12 protein-coding genes, 1 pseudogene and 1 other annotated feature (1 of these 14 cut by a window edge) are annotated in these 15,252 nt (G+C 46.9%); of the genes and pseudogenes, 2 read left to right on the top strand and 11 right to left on the bottom strand.

Features of this window, described 5'->3' with window-relative positions; translation table 11 throughout:
• Positions 1-75: a binding site (T-box leader), on the bottom strand; it reaches 156 nt to the left of the window's first position.
• 108 nt (positions 76-183) lie between these two features.
• Positions 184-2,442 (top strand): transglycosylase domain-containing protein, encoded by a 2,259-nt coding sequence (locus FY534_RS04460; protein ID WP_203115299.1) that lies wholly within the window; start codon positions 184-186, stop codon positions 2,440-2,442.
• On the opposite strand, the gene FY534_RS04455 is transcribed toward FY534_RS04460, so the two are convergent.
• Positions 2,417-4,771 carry an endonuclease MutS2 gene (locus tag FY534_RS04455; protein WP_203115298.1) on the bottom strand — a complete coding sequence of 785 codons (2,355 nt, stop codon included), beginning with the start codon at positions 4,769-4,771 and terminating at the stop codon, positions 2,417-2,419. The genes FY534_RS04460 and FY534_RS04455 overlap by 26 nt on opposite strands.
• A 225-nt stretch (positions 4,772-4,996) precedes the next feature.
• On the opposite strand from FY534_RS04455, the gene FY534_RS04450 reads away from it, so the two are divergent.
• On the top strand, positions 4,997-5,347 hold the full coding sequence (locus FY534_RS04450) for a phage holin family protein (RefSeq protein ID WP_072872699.1): 351 nt from the start codon (positions 4,997-4,999) through the stop codon (positions 5,345-5,347).
• Between the two features lie 137 nt (positions 5,348-5,484).
• Here FY534_RS04450 and FY534_RS04445 read toward each other — a convergent pair whose 3' ends face one another.
• From FY534_RS04445 to FY534_RS04400, 10 genes and pseudogenes are all read right to left on the bottom strand, one after another.
• A complete protein-coding gene (locus tag FY534_RS04445; RefSeq protein ID WP_203115297.1) occupies positions 5,485-6,009 on the bottom strand; it encodes a CvpA family protein in 525 nt (174 codons plus the stop codon).
• A gap of 32 nt (positions 6,010-6,041) precedes the next feature.
• Positions 6,042-6,268 (bottom strand): annotated as a pseudogene (locus FY534_RS04440) (cell division protein ZapA).
• A 162-nt stretch (positions 6,269-6,430) separates the two neighbouring features.
• Complete coding sequence (gene pheT, locus FY534_RS04435) at positions 6,431-8,899, bottom strand: phenylalanine--tRNA ligase subunit beta (protein WP_203115296.1); 2,469 nt, start codon at positions 8,897-8,899, stop codon at positions 6,431-6,433.
• Positions 8,900-8,922: 23 nt separating this feature from the next.
• The gene (gene pheS, locus FY534_RS04430) at positions 8,923-9,969 is read right to left on the bottom strand and encodes a phenylalanine--tRNA ligase subunit alpha (RefSeq protein WP_203115527.1); all 1,047 of its coding nucleotides are present in this window, start codon (positions 9,967-9,969) and stop codon (positions 8,923-8,925) included.
• Positions 9,970-9,985: 16 nt separating this feature from the next.
• Positions 9,986-11,164: a 5-(carboxyamino)imidazole ribonucleotide synthase gene (purK, locus tag FY534_RS04425; protein WP_203115295.1), complete on the bottom strand. Its 1,179-nt coding sequence runs from the start codon at positions 11,162-11,164 to the stop codon at positions 9,986-9,988.
• Positions 11,148-11,648 (bottom strand): 5-(carboxyamino)imidazole ribonucleotide mutase, encoded by a 501-nt coding sequence (gene purE, locus FY534_RS04420; protein ID WP_203115294.1) that lies wholly within the window; start codon positions 11,646-11,648, stop codon positions 11,148-11,150. Before purE ends, purK begins: the two co-directional genes overlap by 17 nt.
• Positions 11,649-11,833: 185 nt before the next feature.
• On the bottom strand, positions 11,834-12,385 hold the full coding sequence (locus tag FY534_RS04415) for a CHRD domain-containing protein (protein WP_072872704.1): 552 nt from the start codon (positions 12,383-12,385) through the stop codon (positions 11,834-11,836).
• A 99-nt stretch (positions 12,386-12,484) separates the two neighbouring features.
• Positions 12,485-13,444, bottom strand: a complete 960-nt coding sequence (gene pfkA, locus FY534_RS04410; protein ID WP_203115293.1) for a 6-phosphofructokinase — start codon at positions 13,442-13,444, stop codon at positions 12,485-12,487.
• A 231-nt stretch (positions 13,445-13,675) separates the two neighbouring features.
• Positions 13,676-13,933, bottom strand: a complete 258-nt coding sequence (locus tag FY534_RS04405; RefSeq protein WP_072872705.1) for an HPr family phosphocarrier protein — start codon at positions 13,931-13,933, stop codon at positions 13,676-13,678.
• A 47-nt stretch (positions 13,934-13,980) separates the two neighbouring features.
• Positions 13,981-15,132, bottom strand: a complete 1,152-nt coding sequence (locus FY534_RS04400; RefSeq protein WP_203115292.1) for an ABC transporter ATP-binding protein — start codon at positions 15,130-15,132, stop codon at positions 13,981-13,983.
• Between the last annotated feature and the right edge of the window lie 120 nt (positions 15,133-15,252).

The following is a 15,252-nucleotide window of genomic DNA, read 5'->3' as shown; positions in this document are numbered from 1 at the left end:
TCGGCTCGCAGCAACCGCCGACTCTCTGGACCTTTTTATTCTTCCTGCCTACTGATTCTGCGTCAACAGCATGAAACAATGATTTTGATTCAATCTATAACAGAAGCCAATCTGCTGTCAATGGCTCTCATAACTGTCCATAGTTTGATGCATGATGTATAGAAAGAGAGGAGACCTGCGGTCATGACAAAGAGATACAAGCATCGCCAAAAACGCCGTTCCAAAGTGGTTCGCTGGCAAAAAGGAATGCGCTTTGTCAGTTCAATTGTAGCAGGTGTCTGTGTCAGTACCGCTCTCTTTCTGATTGGCGCAGCTGGCGGTTACAGCTATGTAGCAGCCCACCATTTGCCAACGCTTGATGTCAATCGCCTGGCATCACAGCCACACATTACAGAAGTATACGACAGAAACGGAAAATGGCTTGGCAATTTTGCCCGCAGCGAAGATTTTGAAAGCATTCATTCTCTTCAAGAAGTGTCGCCCTTACTGGTGCAAGCGTATGTAGACGCTGAAGATAAAACTTTTTTTAAAAATCCAGGGATTGCACCGCTTTCACTATTGCGCGCCTGTTATCAAGACGTCGTATGGCATCATATTGTCAGCGGAGCAAGTACGATTACCCAACAAACCATTAAACTAGTCTATTTTCCAGAGCAACAACGCACACTAGAGCGCAAATTAGAAGAAGCGGTTCTGGCCATAGAAGCCAATCATTTTCTTAGCAAACAAGAAATTTTAATTGATTACTTAAACCATGTGTATTTCGGCAAGTATGATGGTAAACAAATTTATGGTGTCAAGGCAGCTGCACACATTATGTTAGGTAAATCCTTGCAAAACTTGACACCTGCAGAAGCAGCCTTTTTGGCAACAATCCCGAACAATCCAAGCGAGTTTCATCCAATTCAACATCCGCACGCCACTTTGACTCGCTGTCATTGGATTCTAGGGGAAATGTACCGTTGCGGCACACTTTCCAAAGCAGAATATCAACAGGCGCTGAATGAGCCGATTTTAAAAGAATTGAAGCACCCCAACATGCCTCTGTTTGGCAATCACCCTTACTTAATGCTCGATGACATTCAGCCACTTGTCGCTCAGTTATTGGTCGATCACGGTTTATATGCCAATAGAGAATCCGCCATCAACGCACTGCCATTCTCTGGATTACGAATTTATACTACGGTGGATGCACATCTGCAAAATCGTTTAGAAGACATTCTTGCAAATAACCCGAGTTTATCCAATTGTAATTTGCCAAATCCTGTACATCCACAACAATACGATTTACTGGAAGCCGGTATGACGCTGATTGACAACCATTCTGGAGGCATCCTGGCTATGAGTGGAGGACGCGACTACCGTGACGATCAAATTGACCATGCAAACTTGGCCCGTCAACCGGGATCGGCCATCAAGCCAATTCTTGATTATGCGCCAGCTATCGATTGTGGTCAGCTTACAGCAGCCAGCATTCTTTCTGACCGACCTACGATCTTTTCCAAAAAACCTTTATTTGCTCCAAAAGATGATGATGGAAAATTTCGTGGCGACGTCTCTGTTCGCGAAGCGCTGATTCATTCGTTCAATGTACCTGCCGTCGAAACATTGCAAAAAATCTCTCCACAATTAGGTTTTGCCTATCTTGAGCGTCTAGGTCTACCTATTGGCGCGCAGACTTTGACTGGTGGCTCCAGCTTGGTGGAAAAGGATGTGCAACTAGCCAGCGCCATTGGCGGTATGACACATGGTCTTTCTGTCACACAACTGACGGACGCCTACACCGCGCTCGCCAATCAAGGGATTTGGCGGCAAGCTTATCTCATAGAAAAAATCACGGATGCCAATGGACATCTGCTATATCAAGCGAAACCTGTATCACGTCGAGTTTTCCGTCCCTCCACAGCGTTTATTGTCACTTCTATGCTTGAAGATGTAGTGAAGCGGGGAACTGGATGGCATATTCATCAAACTTACCCACATATTAATATAGCCGGAAAAACAGGCACCACAGACAATGAGGAAAATGGCTGGTTTATTGGTTATACGCCTGATTACACATTGGGAGTGTGGACTGGCTACAATCACAACCAATCCATTCCCATGCGAGTTTATCAGACGAAAATGAAACTTTGGGAAGCAATGATGAAACCTCTTTTGAACGCACAAGCAAATTTTCCAGTACCAGAAACTGTGACCAGCGCCTTAATATGCAAAGATACTGGAGAATTAGCCAATCTACAATGCCTTATGACTCATCGAGCAGTCAAGGAGTATTTTGAGCGTGGCAGCGTGCCAGACAAAATTTGTTCTCGCATACATTCGCCTATACAGACTCAATCCAAGCAAATTCCGTCGAATTTGCCAGTTCCTTTACCTGATGATTTATGGCCTGAAGCATCACAACCACCGGACCTCATACCTGGACTGACACAACCGTAACCCCATCGCCGCCTTCGCCAAGGCTTCCGGAAGCAAACGACTTAACAGCTTTATGGTGCTTTAAATGTTGGCGAATGGCGGTACGCAAAGCACCTGTACCTTTACCGTGAATAATTACAATACGACCTAGACCTTGTAGCATTGCTGCATCTAGGTGACGATCGATACGTAACAAGGCATCTTCGACTGTTTCGCCGCGTACATCGATTTCCATACGTATGCTCTCGCCGCCTTTCACACGAACGCCTTGAACGGTTGGCTTACTTGCGCCTTCAATAGGCTCCAAATCTCTTACATCAATTTTGCTTCGCAATGGCCCCATTTGGACAGTCGCATATTGGCCAGATAGCTCAATCACTTCCGCTTTTTGTCCAAGCGAAAGCACGCGCACGGCTTGTCCGACAGCAATAGCTTTTTTGTTGCCACTCTTGGCTCTCTGAATGTTTTTTCGTGTTGGCAGTGCCTCTTCTAAAGATTTACGCAACTCGACAAACTCGTGATCTTTCCAGTCCTTTCGTTCCCTGCGTAATTCTTGAATAACGCGTTCCGCAGTTTGGCGAGCGTTTACCAGTACACGTTCCGCTTCCTGAAGAAGCTCTTCTTCTTTTCTGGAAGATGCTTCTTCCCATTCGACCAAAGCGCGTTGGTACTGTTCTTCCAAAGACTGCGCTTTGTTTCGCGCTTCTTCAGCTGCCGCCAAGGCCTCCAAATGTTGTTTGCGAGCTTTTTCCATTTCACCAATCAACCGATCCATTTCTTCCTGTTCATTGGAAATATAGCGGGACGCTCGTTCTATAATTTTTTCCGGTAAACCGAGACGTCGAGCAATCGCAAAAGCGTTGGATCGACCAGGTACACCAATTAACAATCGATACGTTGGCTGTAAACTTTGCACGTCAAATTCCATGCTAGCATTGATGGCGGCCGGTTCTCGAAAAGCAAACGCTTTAAGCTCTGCATGGTGAGTGGTAGCTACAACGCGCGCTCCACATTCGGCTAATGTTTCTAAAATAGCGACGGCAAGCGCTGCCCCTTCTCCCGGGTCAGTCCCTGCCCCCAGTTCGTCCAGCAGCACTAAATCCTGCTCATGAACCTGTTGAAGCATGTGAATTATATTTTTTAAATGTGAGGAGAAGGTGGAAAGACTTTGTTCAATACTTTGCTCATCACCAATATCCGCAAAAATAGTTCGGCAAAAAGCGATTTCACTATTTTCATTCGCGTGAATAAAACAGCCCGCCATAGCCATAAGCGTTAGCAAACCCATAGTTTTGAGAGTGACCGTTTTGCCCCCAGTGTTGGGACCGGTAATCATAAGCATGCGATATTCGCGGCCTAATTCCAGATCAATTGGGACCGCTTGTTTCTCATCAAGAAGTGGGTGACGGGCACTACGCAATAACCAGTATCCATCCGAATTCAATTTCGGTTTGCTGCAATGATGCTTCAATGCATAGCGAGCTTTGGCAAACCAGGCGTCTAAGTTACTGAGAAGCTGACAGTTTTCTCGCAATTCGTCCGCTACTTCAGCTACCAAAGCGCTCAGTTGTTGTAAAATTTTTTCAATTTCCCGTTCTTCACGAACCAGCAATTCCCGTACTTTTTCTCCCTGCTCGAGTACAGCTTGCGGTTCAACATATACGGTCGATCCGCTAGCAGACGTATCTCTCACAATTCCAGGTATCTGGTGTTTGGCATCCACCCGAACTGGCAAACAGAGAGATTGTCCGCGTAGAGCAATCACTGGCTCTTGCAAGTGACGCGCTTCTTTGCGCAACAAATCTTCTAATATTTTGCGGGCTCTAGCTTCTGCCGTGCGCCTTTCAATGCGTAACTGACGCAGTTCTGGACTAGCGTGATCGGAAATCGTGGCATCATCCAAGATAATCCTGGCAATTTCCACTTCCAATCTCCGTGCGTCAAACAGCGCTTCACTCAATTCACGGACGTGAGGAAAGATATTGGATGTTCCCAAACCTTCTGCTGTCTCGTATTGCCCAACTGCATTTCTGATATATTGCTTGAGATTCGCTGTACCTTCAATACAACGACGAATCGCCAATAGTTGTTCAATATTGAGCACGCTTCCTAACTGTGCTCTTTTCAAGGCATCTCGAATATCACTGATACCCCCAAAAGCAGGTTGACCGAAACGCTGTATGCACACAAACGCCTCATCTACAGCTTCGAGTTCCTGCTCTGCTTCTGTACACAGGGTATAAGGAGAAAGTTCTTCCAATCGATTTTGTCCTAAAGCAGAAGCGGCAAATTTCGCTATTTGCGCTCTAACTTTGAAAAATTCGAGCGTGGCTAGCGATTTTTCCAACACATGTAATCCCTCGTTTCGCAGCCCCAGAAATCAACAAATAAACTTCAATCAATGTAACATAATCCTATGGAGAAAGAAAAAACCCAGTGGACGGATAGGATTCAGGTCATATCGGGCAAACTGAGGACAGGTTCGTCAACCGACCGCATAACGAACTGTAAGGAACCACTTTGCTCTAGTTTTGCACCCTAAGACTTAACTTTTTTGCGACGAGGAGGCATACGCATGAATTGGATCGGCACGATTGTTCGTTTTATTGTTTCCGCACTTGTTCTTATGTTTGTAGGCTTCATTGTACCAGGATTCGCTGTGGCTTCTTTTGGTTGGGCTCTTGTTGCTGCTGTGGTCATTGCCCTATTGGGAATGGTCATTGAAGCTATTTTTGGGCACCACATCTCTCCCTATGGAAGAGGCGTCGTTGGTTTTATTTCTGGCGCAGTCGTCCTCTACATTGCCCAATTATTTGTACCAGGTATGCGAGTGACAATTCTTGGAGCATTGCTGGCCTCCCTGGTCATTGGCATTATCGATCTGTTTGTACCTACTGAGTTTCGGCGCAGCCGATTACACGATTGACAAAAGAGACAAAGCATATACATTTAAAAATTCTTCTATAACATACCCACAAAGTTGGGGCGCGGCTTTTTGAGCCGCGCCAAATTCATCAGTAACCCTTCCACATCCTATGCGGACAGATTGGCAACTTTTATCCATTACGTGTGAAAATCTATGGTAATGGAATGCGCTTCTTCCAACGATTTGCCACTTAGCCAAGCAGCAAACTGGGAATGGCGCAACTGGGCTTGTAAGGCTGGATTATGAATGTAATGAAGTACCAGCACAGCAATATACAGAAAGAGCAACGTCAATAATATCCCAGCTGCCAATCCAGCCAGACGATTAATAAACGAAAGCACAGGCAGAGAAAAGAGAGTTTCCAGCAACCCTGCTGCGTATCGCAAAATTATATAAGTCACTACAAAAATCAGCAGGAAAGCGACAGCACCCGATAAGTTCCCAAAAATCTCAGTAGCAAAACCTTGCGGTATATTCGGCAAGATATGCCATTTTTCAATGACTGGAGCAACATATGGGCGCAACCAATAAGAAACCGCATAAGCGATAATTCCACCAAAAAGCCGCGTTACCTGGCGAATGAAACCTGTCCGATAACCGTTCCATGCCCCAAGCAACAACACCAGCAGCATGATGATATCTAACGCGTCCAAACTGTTCACCACATTTCCCGTCCAGCAAGATTGACTTGCTATCAGTTGCTCTGTCTCGTTTGCTCATCCAGCAATTCTAAAAGTTCTCTATGTTCCTTTTCTAATTTTTCATACTGCGCCTGTAATTGCTCTAACTTATTTTCAGTTTGAATCAATTCATCAGCCATATTAACTGCAGAAAGAACCGCCACTCTGCGCTCGTCCAGATGGGGATAGCACTGGAAATTGCAGCCATCAACCGATCAACACGCTGAGCCACCTGCCGCATATGTTGACTGGAAGCATCACCGCGCAACGTATATTCTGTTCCGAAAATTTCAACCTTCACTCGATTGTGATGCGCGTCTTCCATGTCTTTATCCCCCCGTTTTCGAGCGCCTTCTCTACAAAATGATGCCAACCTGTATGTTAAGAATGTTCTCGTCTGACTTTAAGAATCCTGCCCACGCAATTCCGCTCCATATTCCAAACGCAAGCCATGAAGAATAGCATCCATAATCCGCTGAATAGAGTCGTCATCTAAAGTTGCGTCTTCAAGACCCAAAGAAATGGAAATACCGACGCTTTTTTTGCCCACAGGTATACCCTTGCCACTGTACACATCAAAGATTTTTGCTGTCAACTGTAAATGAGGCATGACGGCCAATGCATTTTTCCGAACTTGAATAAGCAAAGACTCGGCCGGTACTTCATGGTCTACCAGAACAGCTAAATCCCGATATGACCATGGTTGACGGGATACAGGATGAACCTGCCAAGCGTGTACAGGTAACGACGCTACTGTTGTCAGGTCGATCTCGGCCCAAATAGCCCGCGGCAACTCTAACTGTAAAGCGCTCTCCGGATGTAACTCACCCAATGAGCCTATCGTGACGCCATTCACAAGGATATCCGCACTTCGTCCTGGATGTAACCATGGCAAATGAGAACGCGTAAATTGCAAGTTTTCTTGTAGTCCCAGAATCATCAGCCAATATTCCAACACGCCTTTTGCATCAAAAAATGTATAGGCGCGCGTCGGACGCCCCAGTTCTATATCCGTATGTCCAAACCAAAGAGCCCCGAGCGAGTGTCTTTCTTCCGGTTGCTGAACAAGTGGCAACTGGTATGGGTGAAAAACACGAGAAATTTCGAAAATGGCTCCGCCCTTCACACCATGATTCAAATTGTAAAGAGCAACTTGCGCTAAACTAGGCAAAAGATGTCGGCGCAAATGGGAACGTTCTTCCGACATAGGCAACAGAAGTGGAATGCTCTGTCGCAAAGAATGATTTTCAGGCAATCGCAAACAGGATATCGATTCTGGATGACCAAATGCGTAGGTCACCACTTCGTCCATACCACAATTCGTGAAAAGACTGCGTGTCATCTTCTGCAACTTATAACTTTCTCCGACACGCCCTGGAGCATTGGCCAGCATCGGCAAGGTAGCAGGAATAGCATCGTAACCACAGAGACGAGCTACTTCTTCAACCAAATCCGCCTCCAATTGAATATCCGCTCGTCTTGAAGGAACCATAATTCGCCAATTTTCTGTCTCTCCCTGACCAATAACCGTAAATCCTAGCCGGGAAAAAACATTTCTCATTTCACTGGCCTGAAAACTTGTGCCAAGCACTTGATTGCATCGTGCGGGCGAAAAACAGACTTCATGCGCCAGCATGCTTGGCATGCTGTCTGACGTGACTTGACATACGCCTCCCTGTGGCGTTGCGCCAACAATTTGTTGCAAGAGTGCAACTGCACGTTTCAGTGCAGGAATTTGTACTGCCGGATCTACACCACGTTCAAAACGTTGCTGAGCCTCTGAACGTAAACCTAGTTTCTGACCCGTTCTGCGTACATGGCTTCTCTCAAATAAGGCAGATTCGAGCAATACGGAGCGACTACCCACGCTGATTTCGCTGTTGGCACCGCCCATCACTCCCGCTATGCCCAATGCTTTTTTCGGATCAGCAATTAATGTCATGCCCTCAGCTAAAACACGTTTTTGCCCATCCAGCGTTTCTATCAGTTCTCCTTGCTCAGCATCACGCACAATAATCTGTCCAGCTTCAACTGTGGCAAAGTCAAAAGCATGAAGTGGTTGACCCCACTCCAACATGACATAATTGGTAACATCGACAATCGCATCGATGGGACGGATGCCTGCAGCAAGCAGCCGCATTTGCATCCATAGCGGAGAAGGTTGATGGTTGCCTGTGAGTTGAAGCACTTGTCCTGCATAAGCGTGGCAACCTGAACTTTCAATGCGCACACGCACTTGCGGTGTATCACTTACATCGAGATGATGCCCCTCTGCCTTCTCCTCAAAATGAGAACGGCGACCCAGTAAAGCAGCCACTTCATAGGCCAGACCACGCATGGAAAGGCAATCACCACGATTGGGCGTCAAATCGAGATCGAGCACAGCGTCATCCAAATGCAGTACATCTACAATCGATTGCCCAATCGGAGTATCCTCTGGCAAGAGAAACAGCCCACTGGTTTGTTCGGTGGGCAAAAGTCGAACCTCAAGACCCAATTCCTTTGCGGAGCAGAGCATACCACTCGATTCTACCCCGCGCAATTTAGCGCGCTTGATCTCCACGCCACCAGGAAGCTTGGCGCCAACCAAAGCGACGGGAACACGAACACCAGCGCGTACGTTTGCTGCGCCGCATACAATCTGCAGAATTTCACCTGTACCCGCATCCACTTGGCATACTTTCAAACGGTCAGCATTGCTGTGTTGCTCACAAGCAAGAACCGCTCCCACAACTACACCTTCTACACCTTGATTGCGCGTCGTTACAGCATCGACCGTCAAGCCACCGGAAGTTAAAAGTTCAGCCAGACGCTCAGGTGTGACATCATTTAAATCGACATATTCAGATAACCATTGATAAGAAACCCGCAAAACCCATCATCCTCTCCAGGCCATCAACGCAACTGCGAAAATTGCCGCAAAAAACGCAGATCGTTTTGATAGAGTAAACGAATATCGGAGATTCCATATTTTAGCATGGCAATTCTTTCTGGACCCATGCCAAACGCGAATCCGGTATAAGCATCGGGCGAGTAGCCAGCGGCGGCCAAAACATTCGGATGCACCATGCCTGCACCAAGTATTTCAATCCAGCCTGTTTGCTTGCAAACACGACATCCCTGGCCCTTGCAATGAATGCAACGCACGTCAACCTCAGCACTAGGTTCTGTAAATGGGAAGAAACTGGGTCGCAATCGCACAGCTTGTTCCGGACCGAATAAAGCTTTGGCAAACTCTTCAAGCGTCCCTTTCAAGTCACTCATGCGAATATTTTTATCTACAACCAGTCCTTCCACTTGATGAAAAGCATGCGAGTGGGTAGCATCATCTTCGTCGCGTCGATAAACACGCCCTGGAACAATCACTTTAACTGGAATATTGGGCCGCATCTGCTCCATTACACGCACTTGCATAGGCGATGTATGCGTGCGCAACAACAATTCTTCCGACAAATAAAAAGTGTCTTGCATGTCTCTAGCTGGATGATCTTTAGGGACATTCAGCATCTCAAAATTATAGGCGTCCGTTTCAACTTCCGGACCTTCTACAACCGCGAATCCCATTTTGACAAAAATATCTTCAATCTCCATTAAGATTCGAGTAATAGGATGCAAATGGCCAATGGCCTGGGGTGTGCCTGGCAAAGTAATATCCAGTGTCTCTTCTCGCAGCTTCCGCTCGATTTCTAATTCATCCATTTCCCGCATACGTTCAGTAAACGCGGATTCCAAAGTCTGTCGAAGCGTGTGAATTTGCTGCCCTGCCATACGTCGGTCGTCTGGACTAAGATTGCCAAGCATTTTCATCCACTGTGCAATCTCACTTTTCTTGCCTAAATACTCTACACGCCAAGCATCTAAAGTCCGGCGGTCTTCAGGGCTTGACAGTTCGGCCAGCGCCTTGCTCCGCAAGTCGGGAATGTCGCGCTGTAGCTTATCCATATCCATGCAATTTTCCTCACCTTTCAGAATCGGTTGCCCATATTTTGGACGATCCGATAAACTGCAAAGCTGTATCGATATCTCCAAGACATGTGAGATGCCCCATTTTACGATGAACTTTAGGCTCGCGTTTCCCGTAAAGATGCAGTTTTACATTACGCGGAAAACGGTCGATTTGCTCAAGCAAAGGATGAAGATGTTGACCAAGCACATTGACCATAACTGCTGGTGTAAGCAATCGATTCTCCGCCAAAGGCAGTCCGCAAATGGCTCGGATATGCTGTTCAAATTGTGAAGTAGCACAAGCTTCGATGGTTAAATGGCCGCTATTGTGAGGACGCGGGGCTAACTCATTCACCAACACCTCACCGCTCTCCGTGAGAAACATTTCCACAGCGAGTGTTCCTACCAATTGCAATTGATCAGCTATTTTCACCGCAGCTTGTTGAGCCAAACGAACAGCCTCTTCAGGAATACGAGCGGGAACGATAGACATGTACAAAATGCCGTTTTGGTGGTGATTTTCAATGACAGGAAAAAGCGATTGTTCCCCCTGGACTCCTCGCGTAACAATGACTGATATTTCACGCACAAACGGTACCAGCCACTCATAAATTAAAGGGCCAGCTTCATCTTGTCCATGCACCTGCAAATACGGCTGGCATTCATTCCAAATATCCTCCAACCGACTTTCTGGTACAATTCTCCACTGTCCTTTACCATCATAACCGCCGCGAGTTGTTTTCAATATTCCGCGCTGTCCCGATTCTTGAAAGACGGTTTTTAAGTCATTGAATGTGAAAACAGCACGCCACTTTGCCACTGGTACGCCAGCCTTCTCCATCGTCTGTTTTTCACGAATGCGATGCTGGGTGATAAAGAGCAGATGGCTACCCTGCGGCATATACGCCTCATCGCTAAGAATGGAAGCCACTTGCGCATCAACATTCTCAAACTCATACGTAATAATGTCAGCCTCTTTAGCCAACTGGCGAGCTGCCTTCACATCGCTGTAATCTGCCTCAACCTGTGCATCGGCTACTTGGGCAGCAGGAGAATCAGGAGCAGGATCGAGCACCACAAATCGGTAGCCCATAGCTCGTCCAGCCAATGCCATCATGCGTCCCAGTTGACCGCCACCCAGTATACCAATGGTTTGACCTGGCAATATCACATGTTTAGCCGCGCTGGACATGGGGAAGACCTCCTTCCACCACGCTTTGCCGGATGAGTTCTCTGCGAGTGACCAATTTTTCAGCCAACTCTGGATGATGTACCGCTAAGATGCGTGCAGCAAAGAGGGCTGCGTTTTGGGCACCTGCTTTGCCAATGGCCATCGTAGCAACCGGGACGCCACCAGGCATCTGAACAATGCTGAGCAAGGAATCCAACCCATTCAATGCTTTGGATTGCACAGGTACACCAATGACCGGCAAATCGGTCTTAGCAGCTACCATTCCCGGCAAATGCGCAGCACCGCCTGCACCGGCTATGATAATCTGCAGACCGCGCTCTGCGGCAGTTTCAGCATATTGAAACATTTCATCCGGCGTACGGTGGGCAGAGACAACCTTGGCCTCATAGGGAATATCGAGATCGCCCAGATATTTACAAGTATGTTCCATGGTCTCCCAGTCAGACTGGCTTCCCATAATCACTCCAACCCATGGCTGTGCCATATGTATAATCTTCCTCCACAACCTGTTTCGTTCTTTATCATCCTCGACTGCTCTACAGTGTATCATACCAAACAAACGGTATCTTTTTTAGGCAAAGAATAGCTTTCCGTCTATAAAAAAAGCCTGTCGCTGTGGCGATCAGGCGCAATTTTCAACCATCATGGCTATTTCATCATAAAGACGCATCAGCGGGCTTCCAGGTGTTCTCCCAGCAGCGGATGCAACACGTGAATATTGCCCGCGGCAAGAGTTTCCAATTCCGTGTCAAAATTTAGCCCGGCGTGAATCGCAACAAACCAGTGACCATCCGGTATATAGGTCACATTGTGTAGTATCGTCAGAGAATGACCAGAACCGTTTTTGTCAGTGTAAAGGCTAGTCAGTGCATACAGCGTAGGACCGTGATCGGCCACAGTAAAATTGTGAAGCCGCAGGGGATAGTTATGTTGTGGTTGCAAGCCAGTGGCATCTACTCGAACACTAAGGGATTGGGTAGCTTCATCCCATATCAGCTCTGCTTTACCATGAACATTCGAATGGTGTTCTGGCTGCAAATGGGCCACAGCAAAGATGAGGTGTGGCGACTGCTGATCTAAAGATAACATACGATGATCCTGCCGATTGAGCGGCATATGCGGAGCAGCAGCTTCTGCATTCGCACATGAAAATAGTATACTGGCGGTTCCAGCCAACATGAAAGCGCAAAGGGTCACGAGTCTTCGACGCACTTGATTCATCTCTCATCTCACCTCGTGACCTTTAGCGTCTCCTTGCCTAGAGAATTTATCCGTTTGCAATTTTCTTTTTCTACGCAGAGAAACCATGCGAGAATGTGACTAAATAGAAAGAATATCTGCCAATTGATAAACGGACATTTCCGGCGCGCGTACACTGTTGAAAACTGTTTCGAAGGGCACGGCGCACAACTCGCCATTCTGGGTCGCCGCCATTTTGCCTGATTCTCCAGCCATACAAAGATTGACCGCGTATGCCCCTAAGCGACTGGCCAAAACGCGATCGGTCGCCGTGGGAGCACCGCCGCGCTGGACGTGGCCAAGAACCGTAACACGCACGTCCAGACCCGTGTGTTCACGCACATATTGCCCAACTTCCACTCCGCTTCCGGCACCTTCGGCAATTACAATAATGGAATGTTTTTTGCCCCGAGCAATACCGCGCTCCAGACGTTTGATGACGTCTTCCAACTGGTACGGCACTTCTGGTATCAAAACCGACTCCGCACCTCCAGCTAAGCCAGCCTGCAAAGCAATATGACCTGCCGAGCGCCCCATGACTTCCACCACATATGTGCGTTCATGCGATGTGGCAGTATCGCGGATTTTGTCAATCGCCTCAATCACGGTTTGTACAGCCGTATCAAATCCTATGGTTAGATCACAACAGGCTATGTCGTTATCAATCGTACTAGGTACACCAATCGTTTGAATACCCATTTCGTGTAAACGTAACGCCCCATGGAAAGAACCGTCACCCCCAAAAACAATCAACGCTTCAATCCCTGATTGGCGCAAATGTTCAAAACCGAGCTGTTGACCTTCAGGTGTCATAAATTCTGGACACCGGGCAGTGTACAAACACGTACCACCACGTTGCACAATGTCCCCTACCGACTCTAAAGTCATAGGGATAAAGTCCCCACGCAATAAACCCGCATATCCGTGTCGCACACCAACGACCTCTAATCCGTGATAAATCCCGGCTCGAACTACAGCTCGAATACCTGGATTCATACCGGGCGCATCACCGCCACTCGTGAGTACCGCGATTTTATTCAAAGCGCCACCTCCAATAAAGGACAATTTTAGTCCCGCATTGACAAAATCAGTCCCGCAAGGTCTGCAGAACCACTGATTCACCTATCCAACTTCTTCTCTATTTATTCTATCACGGGATAGCTTCCATTTTCACGTACTAGACAAGCTTTGGATTGACATGAATTTTGCACAAACTTTTATCAGAGAAAAACCCCGCACCGAAATGGTCGGGGTATCCCAAGAATAATTTGCTTATTCGTTCGATTCAAGAAGACTGACCAGCGAATCCAGAGCGGCCTCTTCATCCGATCCATCAACTCGGAGTGTAATTTGTTCTCCTTTGGCAAAGGCCATAGACATAACACCCAGAATACTTTTAGCATCTACAAACTGACCATTTTTTCCGATTTTTACATCGCTGCTAAACGAAGAAGCAGTTTTTACAAAATTTGCCGCCGATCTCGCTGATAAGCCTTGCACTAGTTGAATCTGCACATCTTTTTCACGCATGCAAATCCCTCCTGATTTTCCTTCAGACTATTTTGCCATCCAGACGCTTACGCGTCTACTGTCACGGGCGAAGTTTTTTCCGTGTGGTGGAAAACTACCGCCTGCTCTGTTTCTGCGTGGAAAAGATGAATTTTGTTTAAATCAATCGCCAATTTCACTGGCTCACCAGGATGGAAATGGAATCTGGAATTTACACGCGCAATCATAGACTGACTACCAGCCGACACGTGCAGATAAACCTCAGAACCCATATGCTCCGTAACTTCAACTTTAGCGTCGACTACTGCTTCTGGATAAGTAGAAAGCATCATTTCTTCATTGTGTACATCTTCTGGACGCACACCAAGAACCATTTCTTTACCTACCGCCCCCTCACTCTTCAGGGTTGCATAACGCCCTTCCGGCAAGAGGATGGAGAAGCCTGGAGCACGGAAATAAAGTTTCCCTGCTTCTTCAGCAATTTCACCACGCAAGAAGTTCATGGCTGGTGAACCGATAAATCCGGCGACAAACATATTGGCAGGACGACTGTAGACAATTTGCGGTGTGTCGCACTGTTGGACAATACCATCTTTCATTACCACAATCCGGTCACCCATTGTCATAGCTTCCGTCTGATCGTGGGTTACATAAATCATGGTTGTTTGAATCCGTTGATGCAATTTACGAATTTCCGCGCGCATCTGAACGCGCAATTTGGCGTCAAGGTTGGAGAGCGGTTCGTCCATCAGAAAGACTTGCGGCTCGCGAACAATAGCTCGACCGAGCGCAACACGTTGACGCTGACCACCGGAAAGAGCTTTTGGTTTACGATCGAGCAGATGCTCAATATCCAAAATTTTAGCTGCCTCACGAACACGTTTGTCAATCTCTGATTTAGAGAATTTTCTCAACTTCAAACCAAAAGCCATATTCTGGTATACTGACATGTGAGGATAGAGCGCATAGTTCTGGAAAACCATAGCAATGTCTCGATCTTTAGGCGCTACGTCATTCACACGGCGATCGCCAATATATAAATCGCCGCCTGTAATATCTTCGAGACCAGCAATCATTCGTAACGTGGTAGTTTTACCACAACCGGATGGTCCGACAAAAACAACAAATTCCTTATCTTGAATTTCTAAATTGAAATCTTTTACAACAATTGTGTCAGCAGTATATTTTTTATAAATATGATCTAATTTTACGCGTGCCACAAAAGTTCCTCCCCATTTCCAAGTATGACAGGGCGAGCCCGTCTTCTGCTCATTCCATCGTAACTGAAACTCGTTTTGCAGGCGATGGGCAACTTGCACGCTCTTTGTTCATTCAGATAG

The organism is Alicyclobacillus sp. TC, assembly GCF_016804365.1.
Classification (GTDB): domain Bacteria; phylum Bacillota; class Bacilli; order Alicyclobacillales; family Alicyclobacillaceae; genus Alicyclobacillus_I; species Alicyclobacillus_I tolerans.
Note: the sequence above shows the minus strand (reverse complement) of the source record. Positions and strands in the feature narration are given on the sequence as shown.